We start from the raw sequence: 19,333 nt of genomic DNA, 5'->3' as shown, positions 1-19,333 counted from the left end.
CATTTGATTAGTGCCAAAATAGCACCAATTAAATTATTAAGTTGAAGAAATATGGATACAACCAGTCGGTTATTAATGTTACTTGAAGTTGTTGAACAGGGCTCTTTTATTAAAGCAGCAGAAGTTCGCAATATCGACCGTTCCGTTATTTCTAAACAACTGAGTCGCCTAGAAGAACAATTAGGCGTTAGGCTGCTTAACCGTACAACTCGTTCATTCTCTTTAACAGCCGCTGGCGCAGAGATGGTTAAAAAAGCAGCTGAGCTAAGAGAGTTACTGGGCGAAACAGTCCGTATGGCTGAAAATTATCATTTAGAGCCACAAGGTGTCCTTAAAATAACCTCTTCAACCTTATTTGGTAAACGTTACTTGCAGCCGGTGATTAACGACTTTCAAATGCGTTTTCCTCAAGTTGAAGTTGAGCTGCGTTTAGATGACCGCGTTATCGATATAGTTTCAGAAGGTTTTGATTTAGCGTTTCGTATCGGAGAACCAAAAGATTCATCATTAATCGCGCGAAAAATTGCCCGCAACCGTTTGTTAATTTTGGCTACACCGGTGTTTATCGAAAATTATGGTATGCCTAAAACTATTGAAGATTTAACGCACTTACCTGCAGCGAGTTATGCAAGCACCTCTTTTAAAGTGGAAGGGGTACGTTACTATGATCAAAATGGTGAAGCTAAGGAGCAGAAACTGAACAGTATCTATAGAGCAAACGATGCAGAAGTTTTGTTAATGAAAACACTGTCAGATACCGCATTTTTTGTCGCACCGGCTTTTGTTCTCGATAATGAAGTTAAAGATGGCCGTTTAGTTCCGTTATTAACCGACGTTAAATTAATGGAATATGGCGCTATTTATGCAGTATATCCTCATCGTGATCTTCCTGTTAGAACGCGACTATTTTTTGATGCTGTGCGCGAATATTTAGGAAAAGATATTCCTATTTGGGAACGTGCTATTCCCAATTTTGAACAATTATATTAGTCGTTTATATTTTATGTTGCTACTTATTAGAGGGGCTAGCTGCTTGAACTCGTTTTATTTGATTACTTACATCAGCTAAGTTTCCTGTTTTAATCCAAACTTTTGCATCATGATTTTTTGCTGTGACTATTAATGAATCACCTAAAGGTAAACGCATCCAACTATGTTGTTGTAATAAGTCATCTCCTGCCTGTATCTCACCGCTTAGTACAAAAAATTCTGCTCCATCGGGTGCTAAAAAATTCATTTTTGCATTCGATTCAAAATCAAAAACTGATACTTCTTCTATTTCGTCTTTGTATAAAGGGGTAATAGATACACCGGCTGCTTGAGAAGAAATCGCAGGTATCTTATCCATCATAAGACTCACCTGTGTTCTATCTTCAGGTTGAAATTGCCACAATTTAACAAAGATAATACAACCGTGGTCGGATCGAGGAGTATGACTCGATTGCGGAGGGTTTCGAATATAAGATCCAGCAGGATAATCATCATGCTCATCTTGAAATACCCCCTCAAGCACAATAAATTCTTCACCACCGGTATGAACATGAGGAGAGAATTTACTCCCTTTTGCGTATCGCACAATTGAAGTTGCTCTTGCTACTTCACCACCCACTCGGTCTAATGGTCTTCTGTCTACGCCTGGCATAGGCGAAGTTAGCCATGCTAATGCCGTGCTGTGAACGATAGCTCTTTTCTCAAAATTAGCTAGAATTTCCATAATTAATCCTATTTAAAACCATGATATATGTAGTTAATCACTATTAAGTGATACTAGATGCATCACTTAATATAACCGTCGTTACTTTTACTTTACGCTAGGGCGGTCAGCGACTTTAGCGCGCCACGTGATTAAATGTGTATATTCATTGGGTATGGCTATTTTTGCAAAATCAGCAAAACCAAGACCAGCAAACAAGGTAATGTCAGCCACGGTAAACGTTTCCCCTGCGACATAAGCGTTAGTACTTAAAATATCATTGAAATATTTAAAACCGGCAAGGGCTTTTTCGCCTTGTTTATTTCCCCACTCTTTATTTTGATATGTTTCTAAATCTGGTCCTAAGCCTTCTGTGGCATGGTGGAAATAAGTGGCGACAGCATTAAGTACCATCGATTCAGCTCTGCGTTGCATCATACTGATAACCGCACGCGATTTTGCCGTTGTGCCTGTTAACGATATGCCATCAAAAGTGTGGTCGATATATTCAATAATAGCAGAACATTCAGCGATATAAGTTCCATCATCTAATGCCAATACGGGTACGCTGGCTAAGGGGTTCATAGCGAGGAAAGCGTCACTTCGATGTTCTTTGTTCATCACATCAACAGCAATAAAAGTGACCTTGTCAGAAGCCTTTTTCTCTGCTAACGCCATGCGAACACGCAATGGGTTAGGAAAACCTTCTACATCATATATTTTAATATTTTTATCTCTAATTAATTTTTTTTGTATTATCTGGCTATCTACTGATAGATAGTTTGGTAGGTTTTATTTATATTGTCAAATTTTATTTATGCTGAGCTTTTACTGAAAATTTAAGTTGCTTTAAAAGACATCGCTGGCTATTATTCGCCTATCAGTAGGTAGGTAGCTTTGAGTGTATGAATAATAAACGTGTAATTATCGTTGGTGGCGGGTTGGCTGGTTTATATACAGCCTTTCAATTGGAAAAATTGAATATTCCTTATCTGCTCATTGAAGCAAAAGATATTTTCGGTGGCCGAATATACAGTGAACAACCTGAAGTGAATGACGATAAAACGCTATGGCATGATCTTGGTCCAACATGGATATTTCCTCATCACCACCGTATGAAAACATTAGTGGAAAATTTAGACCAGCAACTTTTTCAGCAGCACATTGAAGGAGCGGTTGTTTATCAGGAAAATGTAAATACTCAACTACAAATTATTGAAAATGGCCAAGGACAATTATTACATCGTTTAACTGGGGGCTTATACAAGCTTATTTTAGCGCTACAAGCCAAGTTATCAATATACAACTATCAGCTTGGTAGCTCTGTTAATAACGTAGAAAAAATAAATGATATTTGGCAGGTAACAGTAAAAAATAGAAAAGATACTTCAACCGTCGTGCACCAAGCAGACCACTTAATCTTAGCGCTACCACCTAGAATTATTTGCCGATACTTAACACCTGAAAATTGGGCGAGTAAAAGGCTTACCCAGGCATTAGTTTCCGTACCAACCTGGATGGCAGGTCAAGCCAAATTTGTAGCGACTTATCAAAAACCTTTTTGGCGAAATAAGGGATTAGCAGGGCAGGCCTTTAGTCGAACTGGACCGATGGTTGAAATTCATGACGCATCAGCAAAAAATCAACAGGGGTTTGCTTTATTTGGTTTTATTGGACTTTCACCTCAAGCTATAAAAAGTATATCAACAGAACAGTTAAAAGCCCTTTGTATTGAGCAACTCAGACTATTGTTTGGCGACGAAGCACAACAATACGATCAGTGTTATTTAAAAAGTTGGGGCAATGATGATTACGTTGCTATAGAGCAAGATAGAACAGATCCTCCTGCACATCCTGACTTTAACATATTGGGCTTTTCTGATGAGCTATCATCATTGAATTTATATCTAGCAGGTAGTGAATTTGCTCAGCAAGATGCAGGTTACCTTGAAGGGGCTATTTATGCTGCCGATATAGCAATTAGCTCACTAAAAAAAGAATTTGATTATATTAACTAGAGAGAAAATAAAATGAGTAAAAGTTCTTATGCTTTATATCATAAGGTTCATTGTCCACATTGCCGCAATGAAAAATAGCAATGTAGCCCTTGAATTATGTGATACAGAGAAAAATTTAGCCTTTAATAAAGAGTTAATCGAACAAGGGGGAAAGAAACAGGTACCTTGTTTAAAAATCACAGAAATGGTCAAGAATCTTGGCTGTATGAATCTGGAGATATTATTAACTATTTGAATAAAATAGCCTAGTCATTGATAATGGATGAAATTATTAAATTTATTTAATAATTTCATCATTTACTTCACCTTCAAATAGCATTTATTTATGAATAAAAAATCTCAAATACTCAAATTAGCTGAAAATAAAGTAAGATCTGGTGGCTATGGTAATTTTAGCTTTAGGGAACTGGCTGATGAAATTGGCATTAAAAGTTCAAGTGTTCATTACTATTTTCGTACAAAAGCTGATTTAGGTGCCGCACTAGCACACCAGTACGTAGATGAGTTTTTAGCGTTATTAAATGCTGAAAAAGCAAAGTTAAAGGGCCGTAGTGCGATTAACCTCTATATTAATGCTTTTAAAACGGCATTAGAAAAAGACAATCAAATGTGTTTATGTGGCCTGTTAGGCGCAGAGTCTGATGCACTGCCAGAGCAAGTCAACATAGAAATAAAACGCTTTTTTGAATTAAATATAAACTGGTTACAAACAGTGTATATAGACGAAAAAGGTTTAGCAGTAGACATTGCCAAAACTAAAGCTATTCAATTATTAGCCACTTTAGAAGGGATGATGATTTTAGCAAAAGTGTTAGACGATACAACGGCTTTTGACAGCCTTAATAATTATATCAATGAGGGCATTTAATCGAGTCTATTGATAATAGTGTTTCTTGCCACTCATCATATTTAGCTAATCACTTCTTTACTTCAAAGTGCAGAAAAAGAGTAAATATAATGAGTGGAACATAGTTAAGGAGGTTATTAAAAAAGTCTAAAAAAGCCATTGAATATAGGGGGATTTTTATAACACTCTTTTTATCGTGGTAACAACGGCTAAGGGACTGCCAAATGGCTAACACTCTTTTCATCTAAACTTGCTTGCCACGTTTCTGGCATTTCCTCCATAATTCGCACTAATAATTGCTTAGCCACTGCTTTATCTTTTAATCGCTCTGATGAGTTTGACCATATTGTTGCCCATAAATAGCTTTTTGCTAAAAGCTTATCTTTATTGATTTTTGCTTTGGTAAACACTTGCCAATATAATAAAGCGGTTGGCATATAAGCTTTTTTATATTTTCCTAATGCCGCGATTTCATACCATTGCAATGCCGCTTTCTCATCAACATTCATACCAATTCCTTGATCATAAAATTTTGCTAAAAGATAAGCTGAACCGGGCGATTTTTCACTTACAACACGCTGTAGCCAGTTAAACGCTTGTTGATAATCTTGCGGAAAATATTGACCATAAAAGTACCACTGAGCAAGCTTGTTTTGTGCACTAATTGAGCCTTGCTGGGCTGCGTTAAGGCAAAGCCGTTGTCCAGCCATTAAATCAACGTTAACACCATCACCGGAAAGTAATAATTCGCCAGCCTGACATCCTCCCGACGGTATTCCTTGTTCAAACGCTTTTAGAAACCAATGGTAAGCCAATTTTTTATTTTGCTTAACCCCCTGTCCTTCAAAGAAGCACTGTCCCAATGATTGCATAGCGCCTGGTATATTATTTTTTGCTGCTTTTTGATACCACTGACAGGCGGTTGAACGGCTGGGAGTGATTCCCCAACCTAGATCGTAAAATAATGCGACAGTAAATTGCGCAAGACCATTTTCTAAATTAGCTTGTGCTTTAAAGGCTATTAATGCGTCTTTATATTGCTGCTTTGCCAGTAATGCTTGGGCATCATGTAATGGGTCTGCCCAATCATCAACATTGTTGGCAAAAACAGGTGGTTTGAAGAGTATGAGTATAATAATAACAAGGCCGATAGTTAATCGACCTTGAATTATTTGACTTTTAAATGATTCAGCCATATTAATTACGCGACGGGTAAATACCTTGAAGGGAAATTAACCAGGTTAATGGGAGGTAAGGTCCACGAATATTAAAAGCTTGATTACCACCATTAGAATTAACCACTGTAGTTGATGTGGAACTTACATCAACACTTAAGTCTAAAATAATCGCATCAGCCCTCATATCGACATTAGGAGCACCATTGCTGTATATATTTTCCCTATTTGGACTATTTGATAAAACCGCATTCGTAGGTGAATTAGTCCTACTACTTGATGCTAATGCACGTAACGCAATTGTTGTCGCACTTGTATCGACAACATTGTTGGTTGTGGTTGTAGCTATATGATTATGCGATGGCATTTGTGAAGTAATTAAGGTGTGGGTTTCTGACCCACCCCTTTGTCCTAAACGGTAATAACCAAGTCCGGGTCCTTGGCCCTGACCAATAGGAGAGCGACCACGTAAATCGGGTACGGCAAAAGTTCTTCGTCCATCGCCACCAAAGGTTGTGCCAAGAAGAGAAAATAACGCGGTATTACTTGAAATAGCCAGTAATTGCCCTTCAGCTTTTGCCCAACCTCGAATGGTAAAATTACCACCAAAAGCGCACATTCCAGCCAAATATGGTTGAGCAGAGCAGGCTAATGCTTTCATCGGCATCGTGATAGCCGTGAGACTAAATCCTAAAATACAGCTTAATTTTATTATTTTTACAATGTTCATTTCTATTGTCCTTAATTATTAAAAATCATTAATTATTTATTTTGCGCTTTACTTGTAATAGTGCCATCGCAATAAAAAACAGTATGAATGTACTAGGCTCTGGCACTTGTGATGGTGGTTGTGGGTTAGTTAAGTTGTCTGCACCAACAATACTAATAAAGGCACTGGTGCGTGCATTAAAAATAGAGCTATTGTCGAAAGCTTTACCATCCATTTTTAATAATGCGGAGAAGTTATCTGAGGCACCTGCCGCCAACGTAATATCAAAAAGGAATGTGCCATTATCAGATAGTGCTGCCCCACTAGTCGGTAAATCTGTACCATTTTTGCTGTCATTATAAAAAGTATCTGAGGTTAAATCAGAGGCGAATAATTCAGGGATTAAAGTATTAAAAAGGTTGATTTCAGCATCAATATAAGCATCAGGCCCGTCTGCATCAGCAAAGTTTAAAAATGCTAATTCAAAAAATATTTGATAAGTATCAGTAGCTGAACTATTAAATAAGGAAAACCCCATATCAAAGATAAAATCAGGAACTTCACTTATTGCACCCGCAGTAGAAGACCCAATAGCACTAACACCAACGCCATCTCCAAAATCAGTCAATGTCCCAGATAAAGGGTTGGCACCTGTTGGCGTGAGATTAGCAATAGAGGTAAGTGTGGTGTTACCGCCAACAATAATTGACATATCCGCATTTTGACTGGCGTTACCTGTGGTAGGAGCTGAATCAATAGCATGTTCAGCGCTACCGGTAAGAGAGATATCTAGCGGAATTAACCCCGCAGTAACTGTTGGTGTAATCAAGCCTAACGCAAAAAAAATGGAACAAAATCTTATAACTTTACGCATCCGTGTAATCCTTTTTAAAGTAGTTGATAAGGCATATGCAAGGTTGAAACCACTTTGTTAATTTACATTTAAAACATTAACTTATGCTTTTTAGTAAAATAAATAGAAATAAAATGTAAAAATTACTGACATATTTATACGTAAATATTAATTATTTATAAATTCTCTCTAAAAATATTAACCAATAAAAAAAGTATCTTCTGAACCTTCTTTGAATTTTAAACGTATTTAGTGACGCCTTTCTATGCTAAAAAGTCCATTAGGATGTTGACTTAACTTTTTGAAAGTATGGCCTTATAATAATGTTAAAGCAGAATTATAGCCTGACGACTCAATATGGAATGGGTTAAAAGAATCCAGGAATAATAGCTGTGAACATTAATCGTTTTTTTAAAACTAAATAAAACAAAGGGGGGTTTGTATATGCCACGAATAATTAAAAATGGTTTTTTGGTGATTTTTAGTTCATTTCTTTTAACGGCATGTAGCTTTAGTTTTATTTATAACCACTTAGATTGGTGGAGTGATTGGTACCTTAATGATTACGTTACACTAAACCAAGAGCAGCAACAGTTATTTGATACTACATTTAACGAGCTCCATTTTTGGCACAGACAAACACAACTCAGGGAGTACACACTGCAATTTAGAACGCTTAAAGAACAAGTTAATCGAGGTATTACCGATATAGAGGTTAGTGAACATTTAGCGCAGGTTAAAAATCATTGGGTCACGGTGCGAGAAAGAGCAAAGCCTAAACTTATAGTGTTAGTCTCCACTTTAGATAGTATTCAAAGAAAACAAGTTATTGATGAAATTGCCAGAAAAAATAAAGATCGTGATGATGATCAAGAACAACTCATTAAAGAGCAGTGGTTTAAAGAACAATGTAAAGAGCGACAAGAACAGCTTAAAAAGTGGGTAGGGAAGTTAACACCTGATCAAAAGTTAGAAGTGTGTGAGCTTATGCAAGCATTTTTACCCACATTTAATCATAGAATGGACTACCGAAAAAAGTGGCTCTCAGGCTTAAAACAAGTGTTATCAATTGATTTAAATAAGCAACAATATGAGGTTATGTTCACGGAACTTATCTCAAACCCTGACACATTAAAGTCTGAAGAGTATAGGATGCTCTCTAAAAATAATATGGAAACATCTGTAAGAGTATTCCATTACTTGATGAATGATTTAACTGACAGGCAACGAAAAATTTTAAATGGTAAGTTAGATGATTTCATTGAAGATTTAACAACGCTCGAAATGGATTTTTAGCGAAAAAACTGCTTGAGTATACGATTTAATAAATGAATTTTAGTCAGGTTTTTTGTAACTCGCCGATATCGTTTGAATTTATGATTATAATTTCTTTTAATGCCTATTAAGGTAATTACAATTTTAAAAACATAAAGTAAACTAAAGCATGACTTATTCCGTATAGTTATTAAAATTAAAACGTGCCGTTAATACAAGGTGCTATGTACACATAATTATTCTATAAAAAAATTTGAGAGAGTGTTAGATGAGCGATGTAAATTCACCCAAAAAATCGGTGGAAGCCTTAGAAGTCAGTAATAAACCTGTCGTTTGGGGGGTTCACTTAATTGTGACCGTTATTATATTTATTGTTGCTTTCTCAATCATTGCCGCAATGTTTACCAGTAAACCTAGTGTGAGAAAGTGGGGAGGAGGACCACCGGCTTCAGTTGGTGTAGAAACAGTAAAACTAACCGCGTCTAATTATCCTGTTTGGATTGAGTCTTATGGCTCTGCTGAGCCATTAACGCAAACACAGCTAGTTGCAGAGGTAAATGGTCGTGTTATCGAGGTGGCTAATAATATTCGTGCGGGTGCATCTTTTAAGGCCGGAGATGTTTTACTCTCTATTGATCCCCGTGATTACCAAATAGAAGTCGATGTTGCTAAGTCAACGGTTGCTGATGCATGGGTTAAATATAAAGAAGAGTTGGCGCAAGCTGATGTCGCTGAACAAGACTGGAATATACAGCCAGGTAATGACGCAGGGCGTGACTTAGCACTTAGAAAACCACAAGTTGCTGCAGCGTTGGCCTCTTTTGATGCATCAAAAGCACGTTTAGCGAAAGCTAAGCTGAATCTCGAAAGGACACAAGTAAAAGCTCCCTTTGATGGGAAGATTTTAAAGCAAATGGTGGATTTAGGACAGGTGGTTAACCCTTCTCAAACAATTGCTGAAATATATTCAACCGATTTTATTGAAGTCAGGCTGCCGGTAAAAGCACAAGATTTAGCACATATTCAGTTACCAGATGATTATCATACCCCAGGAAACACCCCTATAAATAACCGAGAAAACTTACCCATTGTGCTTTTTGAAGGGGAACTAGGCGGTAAAACGTATACTTGGGAAGGTAAATTAGTGCGCAACGAAGGCGCATTTGACTCATCTACTCGTATGCTTTATGTCGTTGCTAAGCTAGACAATCCGTTTGTTAGCTCAGAGCAATTACCGGCATTACGCGTAGGGCAATTTTTAAGAGCGAAAATTGAAGGTACACAACTGACGAACGTTTATGCTATTCCAAGACGAGCGGTAAGTCAGAGTAATATGGTTGCGGTCGCTGAAGAGGGAGTATTACAAAAGCGACTAATTGCTCCTTTATGGACAGATAAAGACTCGGTAGTTATTTCTGCGTCACCACAAGCAGGTACCATTAACAATTATAATAAAGTGCTTAATTCCACCGACCAACTTATTTTAACGCCAACCGCTAATTTGGCTGCTGGTACACGTGTAAGGTCATTGAATGATGTGAACGCTAACGAGCAGTTAGCCACCAATAAGTCTTTAATATTCCCCGTTAAAAAAGATACCAAGCCAAGCGATAATAGTCCAGTAACTTTACCCGCAGTAAATAAAGCGGCCGCTAACTCATCCACACCGACGCAAAACTAGGAGCTTATTATGCATGGATTAATCGCTTGGTTTGCTCGCAACGATGTTGCAGCTAACCTTTTAATGTTAGTTATTGTGATCGCTGGACTTTATAGCTTATCGAATAAAATTCCTATTGACCTGTTTCCTGAATTTGAAATTAATACCGTGCAAGTAAGTGCAGTGCTGCCCGGCGCTTCACCACAAGAAGTGGAAGAAGGGTTAACAATAAAGATTGAGGAGGCTATTCAAGATATTCCCGGCATTCGTGAAATGACCTCACGTTCTAATGAAGGAAGTTCAAGTGTTACGGTTGAAGTTGAAGATGGTTTCGATGTAAGAGAATTACTCGATGAGATGAAAAGTCGAGTTGACGCAATCAATAACTTTCCTGTTGAAGCTGAGCGCCCACTTGTCACGATGCCACAGCGAAAACGCGATGCCATCGGTGTTGTGATGTATGGTGATTATGACAGTTTAACGTTACGTCGTTTGGCTGAAGATGTGCGAGACGAACTAGCTGCGTTGCCTGAAGTGTCTCAGGTTAGTGTTGATAATTCACTGCGTTTTGAAATATCGATTGAAATACCCGAGTGGTCTTTAAGAAAATACGATCTGACTTTAGAACAAGTTGCTGATGCCTTGAGGCGTAACTCTACAGATGTTTCTGCCGGTAATTTAAAAACAGCAGGCGGAGATATTTTTATCCGTAGTATTGGTCAAGCTTACAGAGCAAGTGACTTTAGCCAATTACCTATTTTAACTGATAATGATGGTACGTTAATTCGCCTAGGTGATATCGCCGTACTACGTGATGAATTTGAAGAAACGCCCTTAAGAACAAGGTTTAATGGTATTCCTGCAATAGAGGTAGAAGTATTTCGTGTCGGTGACCAAAGCATTATTGATGTAACTGATGCGGTTAAAAATTATATTTTAGCTAAGCAAGGAGCGTTACCTGAAGGTTTAACGATGACCTACTGGCGAGATCGCAGTAAGTCGATAAAAGCACGATTGGCGACACTGACTAAAAGTGCATGGCAAGGCGCACTATTAGTTATTTTATTGTTAGCTTTATTTTTAAGGCCTGCTGTTGCCTTGTGGGTGTGTATTGGCATTCCCATGTCTTTTATGGGGGCATTTATTTTGATGCCTGTCTTTGGTATATCACTTAACCTTATGAGTTTGTTTGCTTTTATTTTAGTGTTGGGGATAGTCGTTGACGATGCGATTGTTACTGGTGAGAATGTTTATGAACATATGCAGCGGGGCACAGATCCCCTTACTGCTGCTATTAAAGGTACGCAAGAGGTTGCTGTACCGGTTACTTTTGGTATTTTAACCACAGTCGCTGCTTTTATACCTCTTGCTTTATTAGATGGTCGGGGCAGTTGGTATCAAAGCATTCCTTACGTTATTGTACCTGTTTTACTTTTTTCATTGATAGAATCTAAATTAGTGTTACCTGCGCATCTTAAACATATTAAACCACGCACAGGCGCGCCATCTCGGTTAACCCGTGTTCAAATGGCGATATCAAAATCTTTAGAGACTTTTATCGCCAATTTTTATCAACCCGCACTTGCATTAGCGCTACGTTGGCGTTACGCGACGCTAGCCATTATGCTGTCGTCATTATTTATTATTATTGGCGCGCTTGCTAGTGGTCAAACTAAGTTTGTATTTTTTCCTAGAGTACAAAGTGAAGTCGCAACAGCAACGCTGACAATGCCAGCAGGTACTGCTTTTGAAAGTACTGACCGTATTGTGGCTCACATGACAAAACAAGCGCAATTATTACAAGCTAAATACATTGACCCTGAATTGGGTGAATCGATTATTAAGAATATATATTCTATTAGTGGTGGGCGTAACTCAAGTACTGGTCGGGTCCGCGTAGAAACTATTCCGCCAGAAGATCGCAGTTTAGAAATTGGTACACAACAGCTTGTTGCTGAGTGGCGTAAAATGGTTGGACAAGTGGCGGGTGCAGAGCAATTAAATTATCGTGCTGAAATTGGTTGGAGCAGGCCGGCAATTAATATTGAATTGCGGGGGAAAAATGCCGACGATTTAGCTGCGTTAGGTCAAAAGTTTAAAGGTAAATTAAGCGAGTTTTCTGCGGTTTCTGATGTTGAAGATTCAATGTCTGATGGTAAAGAAGAATTACAATTAAAACTCAAGTCAGAAGCGACTTTGCTCGGACTCAACTTGAATATGGTTGCTAGGCAAGTGCGCCAAGCAGTATATGGCTTCGAAGTTCAGCGTATTCAGCGTGGGCGAGAAGAAGTTCGAGTGATGGTGCGATACCCTATTGCAGCCAGGCAGTCGATTGAAACATTAGAACAGATGATGATAAGAGTCGGGGAACGTCAAGAAGTACCTTTGTGGCAAATTGCCGACATTGTGCCGGGGTTAAGTCCTTCAAGTATTTTACGTATTGATCGCCAACGCACGCTTTCTATAACAGCTGATTTTAATAAAGAGCAAGGTAACTTATCGGCTGTACAAGAAGAGTTAAGTGAGTTTTTGCAGCAAGCTATTAGCGGCTACCCCGGTCTTAGCTATGAAATGGCGGGAGAGGCGAGAGATCAAAAAGAGTCTTCTCAAGAGTTAAAGTTTGGCATGTATGGTTTGTTATTGGTGATATATATTTTACTGGCTATTCCTTTTAAAAGTTATTCTCAGCCTTTAGTTGTTATGATGGTCATCCCATTTGGTATGGTTGGCGCCGTGATAGGTCACTGGATAATGGGAATGGATTTAACCCTGTTAAGTTTGATGGGAGTATTAGCTTTATCAGGTGTTGTTGTTAACGACTCCTTGGTGCTTGTTGACTATATCAATAAAAAACGCTCAGAAGGTGCCGCATTATTTGATGCTGTTTATGCGGCAGGTGGTCGACGCTTTAGGCCAGTGTTACTAACGTCGCTAACAACGTTTGCCGGCTTAATGCCACTTTTATTTGAAAAAAGTACGCAAGCACAATTCTTAATTCCAATGGCAGTAAGTTTGGGTTTTGGTATTTTGTTTGCAACGATAATTACCTTATTTTTAGTACCAATTAATTACCTAATTATGGAAGATATTAAGCGTTACAGCGTTCGTTATAAAAATGACATGGCTTGGTTAATACGCAAAGGTGTTAACAAAATTAAACCATCGTAATATTTAACGTGAAGTTGTTAGGGGTTTAGGTTTATGAGATGTTTAAATTACCAATCACTTAATGGGATTGGTAATTTTTTGCCTTTAATGGATCACTAAACTTAGTTGAATAGATAAAGTAGTGTTTGTTAAACATACTGGTTGAATTCAACATGCGTATTCAAATTTCTTGCAGGGCCACAGTTATTATTAAACTAATTTTAAACATTGCAATAACAGCCTTTCGCTTCTTTAACCACAATATTTGCGGTATATCCTTTTAGGTAATTATTTAGCATAGTTTGAGCATAACCTGTAGTTTTCGAGCAAGCCAAACCTTGCCCATAAGGACCAAAATAGACAACTTTTCCTGTCTCATCTATTAATGCGACAGAAGGAGTGGAAGGGATTATATTGTGCTGTGCAACGACAACATTTTTGACAATGAAATTATTAACGTCAGCTAATTTATTGAGATCTTGAATATGTTTTTCACTGAATTTTTGACAATAACAACTAGGTGTAGAAAAGTGTAATATGGTATTGCGACCTGTCATATTTTCTTGATAAGTATAGCGGGTAAAGTCATCAGAAAGTTGTTGATATTCAATACCGGCTAACTTATTACTCTCATCAAAATCCACAAGCCTACCTTTGGTAAAGTAACCAAATGCAGATAGCGTAAAAACTACCCACACGGTGAGTACTCCAAGTTGGAATTTTGTCATGAAGTTATTTAAAACGAGCAATATTAAGCGCCATAGCACTCGATGTATGAGTGACACTATTCGCTTCTTGAGCCAATGCTTCAACTCTTTCTCTGTCTATTAACGCTGTGTCCCTTAAGGTTTCTGCACTTTTTGCTATATCTGCTGTGGTTACTGATTGTTGTTCAATCGCAGCCGCGACATTCATTGATATAGCACTGGCATGTTCAACGAGTGTTGATGCTTGAGATATTTGTTTTTGGGCATTATCAGCACTTTCAATGACGGATTGCACAATGGCTATACTATGAGTCATAGAGTCTGTAGTTAACTTAGAATAATTTTTCAAAAGAGACAGTGTTTGACTTATTTTGTCTGTACTTTCTTTTGTTCGAGTGGCCAATGCTCGTACTTCATCGGCGACAACAGCAAAGCCTCTGCCTTGCTCTCCTGCTCGAGCAGCTTCTATTGCTGCATTTAATGCTAATAAGTTTGTTTGCTCTGCAATACCACTAATCTCAGATAATACTTTGGAGATAGCTTCGGTAGAGTTTGCTAAGTCATTTACCTGTTCACTTGTTTTTTCTAATGCAGATGTTAAATTTTTGTTTTGTTCATTAATCCTCATTATTTCTTCGTTAGAGGATTTAGTGTAATTGGTTGCTTCTTGCATCTGATCACTTAACTGGTTAGTTTCTTCTGCTATCGATGCAACGGTTACCGCCATTTCTTCTGCAGAGGCGGCAATAACTTCAGTTTCTTGTTGACGCTGTGCTGTAGAACTTTCGAGCTCTGTTTTCGTTTTATTTAAGTTTAGTGAATTAGTATTTAATTCGATAACTTGCTCTTTTACGCCTTGAATTACGCTTGCTAATAGCCCCAGCAACTCATTAAATGACAGCAGGGTGCTATTATTTGCCGTTGTTTTGATGTTTAAATCAATTGCATTAACATCCGCAGTTAATGCAGTGGCCACTAAAGATAATTCTTTACCGGCTTCACTCTCAACTTTCATAGAATGTGCTATGTAACCGGCAATAATCGACTCAGCAATTGCGTAGACTGCATGAATGATTACCGTTGTAAATAAAAGTCTTTCCTCATCAAATATAAATACCCCTGTATCATTTACCTGAAGAAAGTAAAAAGAAACATGATGTATTGCAACCACAATAATAGCGGTAATAAATACTCGCCAATCCTGAAAAATGATTAAAAAAGCCAATAAAATGAAAATTTCAAAATGAACTTCAATTAAACCGTTGGCTTGATGAATGTGCAAAGCAGCAAATATCATTGCTGAAAGTGCTGATATATGACCAGCAATAGCTTTATTTGCCGCGGTCTTATAAAAATATATTGGCACAAGTAAAGCAGGTAAACCTATGACAAATGCAGAAAAATATGAATCATAGATAAAACCTAACAGTAAACTTTCAGCAAACAATACGCTAAAAAGGTATGTAAATAATTTATTGTTTTTATTCATTTTCTATCCATTTTTAAGTGTAATTAATATTAGTTTTTTATACAAATCAAACATTAATATATGAACTTTAATCGGGTGTTTACAAAAAAAATAACTTTGTAAGTGCTTGTAAGTCATTACTTAAAATAACGTGATTCATATAACATTAGTTGAGGAGCATAAACAAATCAATATTGTAATGCTTTAAATTAGGACGCTAAAATATACAGAAAGGTTATTTTATTGCACGTTACAATAGCCTTAACAATTCAATGAACCGATAGTGTTAACAACTAAAGGAAGTTTATTTATAGGGAATCATCTGGGAAAAATTAGCGCATGAATAACGCTTCAATATTATAGTATTGATTAATGTCTGCGCATATTTTGATTGTTGTCGTTTACTGGTCATGTTTAAGGTGATTGTTTGGCCGTTTTTAAATTAATACTCACCATTAAAGTGGGTAAGTCGATACCGAAAAGGTCTCTTTTATGAAGACGATAAACGGTTTATAAATACTTAGTAATACACTTCTAACTTAATTTATGACTTAAATACGTCATCTTGCCAATTTTCTTCTAGTTTATCCCAATATATTCCCTGAACATTTGTCGAACTTTTTGCGAGGCATTGATATCATCTAACGCAATCAGTTTTTCAAAGGTGCCTGTTCTGGGTTAATTAATACAGCAAGTATGGTTGTTGTTTTTTTCATCTTTAATGTTTCTATAGCGACATGTTATTTTGATTATCACTTAATTAGAATTGTATTGTCTTTTAATTGGAATATAATCGTCATCTTTTTGGGGGCTATGCAACGATTAAGCATAAATGAGTGTATTTATTGATGAAAATTATAAAACACATACTTTAAGTCATGCTAATACGTTGATGCGATTACAGGATTAGCGTATGGCTAAAATAAATAATACATTACCGAATGATTTTTTAGTTGCTCGTTTATGCAGGTAAAATCCCCCCACTTTATTTTTAGCAGATCTTAACTTATAAGTTTCTGCCTTTTAAACGTTAGCGCTAAGCTTATTTGTAACGGTAAATATTGCTTTATATCTTCTTCTTTTGTCAGTTTTAAAGAAATAGCCATGCAGATTTATACGAGAGATAAAACGTTTTTATAACAAATTTTAAATTAACCCTTAGAGAAGTATTGTGAAAAAACTTATAACAACTGTCTTGCTATTTCTACTTGCAACGCCTGCTTTTGCGGCTGGAGCTGGTGAAATAGATCTAACGAACTCAATAGCAGGTTTAACTGCATTAACCATTTTCATTATTGCTTACTTACTGGTGATCGGTGAAGAATTCATACACCTTAGAAAGTCAAAACCGGTATTGGTTGCGGCAGGTATTATTTGGTTAATTATTGGTTGGATCTACACACAACATGGTATTCCAGCAGCAGCTGAAGAGGCTTTTAATCATAATTTACTTGAATATGCTCAATTACTACTCTTTTTATTAGTCGCGATGACTTATATCAATGCGATGGAAGAGCGAGGGGTTTTTGACAGTTTACGTATTTGGATGATTTCTAAAGGCTTAAGTTTACGCAGCTTATTTTGGGTTACAGGCTTAATGGCATTTGCTATCTCTTCGTTTGCGAATAACTTAACCACCGCAATGTTAATGTGTGCCATCGTACTTAAAGTGGCCCCTAAAGATATTAAGTTCATTAATATTGCCTGTATTAATATTGTAGTAGCATCTAACGCAGGTGGGGTTTTTAGTCCGTTTGGTGATATAACGACGTTAATGATATGGCAGGCAGAATTAGTTAAGTTCGAACAATTTTTTGTCCTCTTTATACCGTCACTGGTAAACTTTTTAATACCTGCTGTTATTATGAGCTTCTTTATCTCTAATGAAAAATCAACACCGATAACTGACGATGATTTCATATTAAAACGTGGTGCTAAGCGAATTATATTTTTATTTATACTAACTATTGCTACTGCGGTTGCCACTCACAGTGTTGTTAACATGCCTCCGGTATTGGGGATGATGATGGGTTTAGGCTATTTAAAATTCTTAGGGTTTTATTTACGCAGAAGCTTACCTCACTCGTTGAATAAAAAACGAACGTTGGCGACCATAAGTCATGATGAAAAAGCGTTAAAGCGTCTAGGTAATATAGTTCCTTTTGACATTTTTGAAAAAATAGCCCGTGCCGAATGGGACACTTTACTGTTCTTTTATGGCGTAGTTATGTGTGTTGGTGGGCTTGGCTTTATGGGCTATTTAGGTTTGGTTTCAGAGTTATTGTATACCAACTGGGATCCTACTTATGCCAATATTGCCGTCGGCGTACTTTCAGCCATTATTGATAATATTCCAGTTGTTTTTGCAGTATTGAGCATGAACCCCGTTATGGATCTTCAACAATGGTTATTAGTCACAATGACCGCTGGAGTAGGGGGAAGTTTACTTTCTGTTGGTTCAGCGGCAGGTGTCGCTCTAATGGGGCAAACTAAAGGTAAATATTCATTTATAGGACACTTAAAATGGAGTTGGGCGATCGCTTTAGGGTACGGTGCTAGCATTTATGTTCATTTTTTAATAAATGGTTAAGTGGCTCAACATACTTAAAAACACCTTTAATTTATTGATGTTATATTAAAGGTGTTAACTTAAGGTGCTGTTTGATTATGGAAAATAGGTAGAAAGGTTTTCTCTAAACAAAGCAGCAATTCACGCACCACCTTAGCAGCAAAAATATCACTGTTTCCTGTGCTGTCAATAGCCGGTGATAACTCTACTACGTCGCAACCGACAAAATATTTAGTGCGTAATATTTTACATAAACTAATAAATGAATGGAAATCTTCCCCTCCTGGCTCAGGAGTACCTGTGCTAGGGGAAAAACTGGGATCAAAATAGTCTAAATCTAGGGTTAAATAAATAGGAATGTCTTTGGGTATCGCTTGAACACAGGCGAAAAATTCAGCTCGACTTTTTTTAAGGGTATTATGGGTTTTCATCCATTGATATTCTTCGCGAGTACCGGAGCGAATACCATATTGTATCAATTGATTCTGCTCACCAAAATGGTCGGTAATACCACGAATTATTGAAGCATGAGAGTAATGATACCCTAAGTAACCATCACGCAAATCAGCTTGTGCATCGAGATGTAAAATCACTAAATTAGGAAAATCGGATAAATACTTCTTGATTGGCGCGTATGAAATTGAATGCTCACCGCCTAACGTTAACAGCGAATGTTATTTTCTTTTAAAGCAACATCATCAAATAACGTCGTGAATGCCTTATTCGTTTTATTATAAGCGCTCTCGATATCAGCCTTTGCACTTTGCTCATCGATTGACAAGTCAATGGGCAAATTACCCAGGTCAATAAATGAAATGTCCTCGACGTCGGCGTCTAAATAAGGGGAATACGATTCAATGCCATCAGAAGCATGGCGAAGTGCGTTAGGTCCGGCTTTTGTTCCTTTTCTAAAGCAGGCGGTACCATCGAACTCAAAACCGACAATGTGTGTTGTGTCTTGAAATATAGCCTACTTATTTTTAGCCCCTTCAAAAGGTATCAGGGCAGGTATTAACTCAACATTAATTTCTTTAACTATTTTCATTATTTAGCAACGAGAGCTTATAACAATCATTTTCAATGATTATCCAAAAAAAGACCTAAAAGTATAGTTATTTTTTATAAAAGAAAGTCTTTCAAACCAAATCACGTTATTGTTCATACCTTTATTGTTTATTATATCAATATTAGTACCATTATTTTATTGATAAT

Annotated in this window: 16 protein-coding genes and 2 pseudogenes; 8 read left to right on the top strand and 10 right to left on the bottom strand. The window is 37.1% G+C overall.

Annotated elements, in window-relative coordinates:
- The first annotated feature begins 51 nt into the window (after positions 1-51).
- Positions 52-990, top strand: a complete 939-nt coding sequence (locus H4J73_RS01680; protein ID WP_182177826.1) for a LysR family transcriptional regulator — start codon at positions 52-54, stop codon at positions 988-990.
- A gap of 19 nt (positions 991-1,009) precedes the next feature.
- On the opposite strand, the gene H4J73_RS01675 is transcribed toward H4J73_RS01680, so the two are convergent.
- Both H4J73_RS01675 and H4J73_RS01670 read right to left on the bottom strand, forming a co-directional pair.
- On the bottom strand, positions 1,010-1,714 hold the full coding sequence (locus H4J73_RS01675) for a cupin domain-containing protein (RefSeq protein WP_182177828.1): 705 nt from the start codon (positions 1,712-1,714) through the stop codon (positions 1,010-1,012).
- A gap of 87 nt (positions 1,715-1,801) precedes the next feature.
- Positions 1,802-2,419: a glutathione S-transferase family protein gene (locus H4J73_RS01670; protein ID WP_182177951.1), complete on the bottom strand. Its 618-nt coding sequence runs from the start codon at positions 2,417-2,419 to the stop codon at positions 1,802-1,804.
- A gap of 179 nt (positions 2,420-2,598) precedes the next feature.
- On the opposite strand from H4J73_RS01670, the gene H4J73_RS01665 reads away from it, so the two are divergent.
- The 3 genes and pseudogenes from H4J73_RS01665 to H4J73_RS01660 all read left to right on the top strand — a co-directional run bounded on the left by H4J73_RS01665 (position 2,599) and on the right by H4J73_RS01660 (position 4,579).
- On the top strand, positions 2,599-3,711 hold the full coding sequence (locus H4J73_RS01665; RefSeq protein WP_182223269.1) for an FAD-dependent oxidoreductase: 1,113 nt from the start codon (positions 2,599-2,601) through the stop codon (positions 3,709-3,711).
- 130 nt (positions 3,712-3,841) lie between these two features.
- Positions 3,842-3,960 (top strand): annotated as a pseudogene (locus H4J73_RS20880) (glutaredoxin); the annotation flags it as partial.
- A gap of 76 nt (positions 3,961-4,036) precedes the next feature.
- Positions 4,037-4,579, top strand: a complete 543-nt coding sequence (locus H4J73_RS01660; RefSeq protein WP_182177832.1) for a TetR/AcrR family transcriptional regulator — start codon at positions 4,037-4,039, stop codon at positions 4,577-4,579.
- Between the two features lie 188 nt (positions 4,580-4,767).
- Here the strand turns inward: H4J73_RS01660 and H4J73_RS01655 are convergent, their stop codons facing one another.
- Genes H4J73_RS01655 through H4J73_RS01645 form a run of 3 tightly spaced genes read right to left on the bottom strand, consistent with a single transcriptional unit; the run spans position 4,768 to position 7,316 of the window.
- Positions 4,768-5,754 carry a tetratricopeptide repeat protein gene (locus H4J73_RS01655; RefSeq protein WP_182177834.1) on the bottom strand — a complete coding sequence of 329 codons (987 nt, stop codon included), beginning with the start codon at positions 5,752-5,754 and terminating at the stop codon, positions 4,768-4,770.
- A gap of 1 nt (position 5,755) precedes the next feature.
- The gene (locus H4J73_RS01650; protein WP_220459994.1) at positions 5,756-6,463 is read right to left on the bottom strand and encodes a phage tail protein; all 708 of its coding nucleotides are present in this window, start codon (positions 6,461-6,463) and stop codon (positions 5,756-5,758) included.
- 28 nt (positions 6,464-6,491) lie between these two features.
- On the bottom strand, positions 6,492-7,316 hold the full coding sequence (locus H4J73_RS01645) for a PEP-CTERM sorting domain-containing protein (RefSeq protein ID WP_182177836.1): 825 nt from the start codon (positions 7,314-7,316) through the stop codon (positions 6,492-6,494).
- Positions 7,317-7,739: 423 nt separating this feature from the next.
- Here H4J73_RS01645 and H4J73_RS01640 point away from each other — a divergent pair, with 423 nt between their 5' ends.
- The 3 genes from H4J73_RS01640 to H4J73_RS01630 all read left to right on the top strand — a co-directional run bounded on the left by H4J73_RS01640 (position 7,740) and on the right by H4J73_RS01630 (position 13,398).
- Positions 7,740-8,591, top strand: coding sequence for a DUF6279 family lipoprotein (locus tag H4J73_RS01640; RefSeq protein WP_182177838.1), 852 nt, complete (start codon positions 7,740-7,742; stop codon positions 8,589-8,591).
- 247 nt (positions 8,592-8,838) lie between these two features.
- Positions 8,839-10,251 carry an efflux RND transporter periplasmic adaptor subunit gene (locus tag H4J73_RS01635; RefSeq protein WP_182223270.1) on the top strand — a complete coding sequence of 471 codons (1,413 nt, stop codon included), beginning with the start codon at positions 8,839-8,841 and terminating at the stop codon, positions 10,249-10,251.
- Positions 10,252-10,260: 9 nt separating this feature from the next.
- On the top strand, positions 10,261-13,398 hold the full coding sequence (locus H4J73_RS01630) for an efflux RND transporter permease subunit (RefSeq protein ID WP_182177842.1): 3,138 nt from the start codon (positions 10,261-10,263) through the stop codon (positions 13,396-13,398).
- A gap of 200 nt (positions 13,399-13,598) precedes the next feature.
- Here H4J73_RS01630 and H4J73_RS01625 read toward each other — a convergent pair whose 3' ends face one another.
- From H4J73_RS01625 to H4J73_RS20875, 3 genes and pseudogenes are all read right to left on the bottom strand, one after another.
- Positions 13,599-14,105 (bottom strand): DUF6436 domain-containing protein, encoded by a 507-nt coding sequence (locus H4J73_RS01625; protein ID WP_182177844.1) that lies wholly within the window; start codon positions 14,103-14,105, stop codon positions 13,599-13,601.
- Positions 14,106-14,109: 4 nt separating this feature from the next.
- Entirely contained in the window at positions 14,110-15,573 is a 1,464-nt protein-coding gene (locus H4J73_RS01620) for a methyl-accepting chemotaxis protein (RefSeq protein WP_182177846.1), read from the bottom strand.
- Positions 15,574-16,131: 558 nt separating this feature from the next.
- Positions 16,132-16,209 (bottom strand): annotated as a pseudogene (locus H4J73_RS20875) (hypothetical protein); the annotation flags it as partial.
- Between the two features lie 511 nt (positions 16,210-16,720).
- Here H4J73_RS20875 and nhaD point away from each other — a divergent pair.
- The gene (gene nhaD / locus H4J73_RS01615; protein WP_182177955.1) at positions 16,721-18,142 is read left to right on the top strand and encodes a sodium:proton antiporter NhaD; all 1,422 of its coding nucleotides are present in this window, start codon (positions 16,721-16,723) and stop codon (positions 18,140-18,142) included.
- Between the two features lie 59 nt (positions 18,143-18,201).
- On the opposite strand, the gene H4J73_RS01610 is transcribed toward nhaD, so the two are convergent.
- Together H4J73_RS01610 and H4J73_RS20290 are read right to left on the bottom strand one after the other, a co-directional pair.
- Entirely contained in the window at positions 18,202-18,747 is a 546-nt protein-coding gene (locus H4J73_RS01610; RefSeq protein WP_310649955.1) for an arginase family protein, read from the bottom strand.
- Between the two features lie 35 nt (positions 18,748-18,782).
- Positions 18,783-19,067 (bottom strand): arginase family protein, encoded by a 285-nt coding sequence (locus tag H4J73_RS20290; protein WP_310649954.1) that lies wholly within the window; start codon positions 19,065-19,067, stop codon positions 18,783-18,785.
- Positions 19,068-19,333: the final 266 nt, after the last annotated feature.

The organism is Colwellia sp. MB3u-41 (assembly GCF_014076845.1).
In the GTDB taxonomy this organism is placed as follows: Bacteria; Pseudomonadota; Gammaproteobacteria; order Enterobacterales; family Alteromonadaceae; genus Colwellia_A.
The sequence above is the reverse complement of the archived record's forward strand: the minus strand, read 5'-3'. Positions and strand labels throughout refer to the sequence as shown.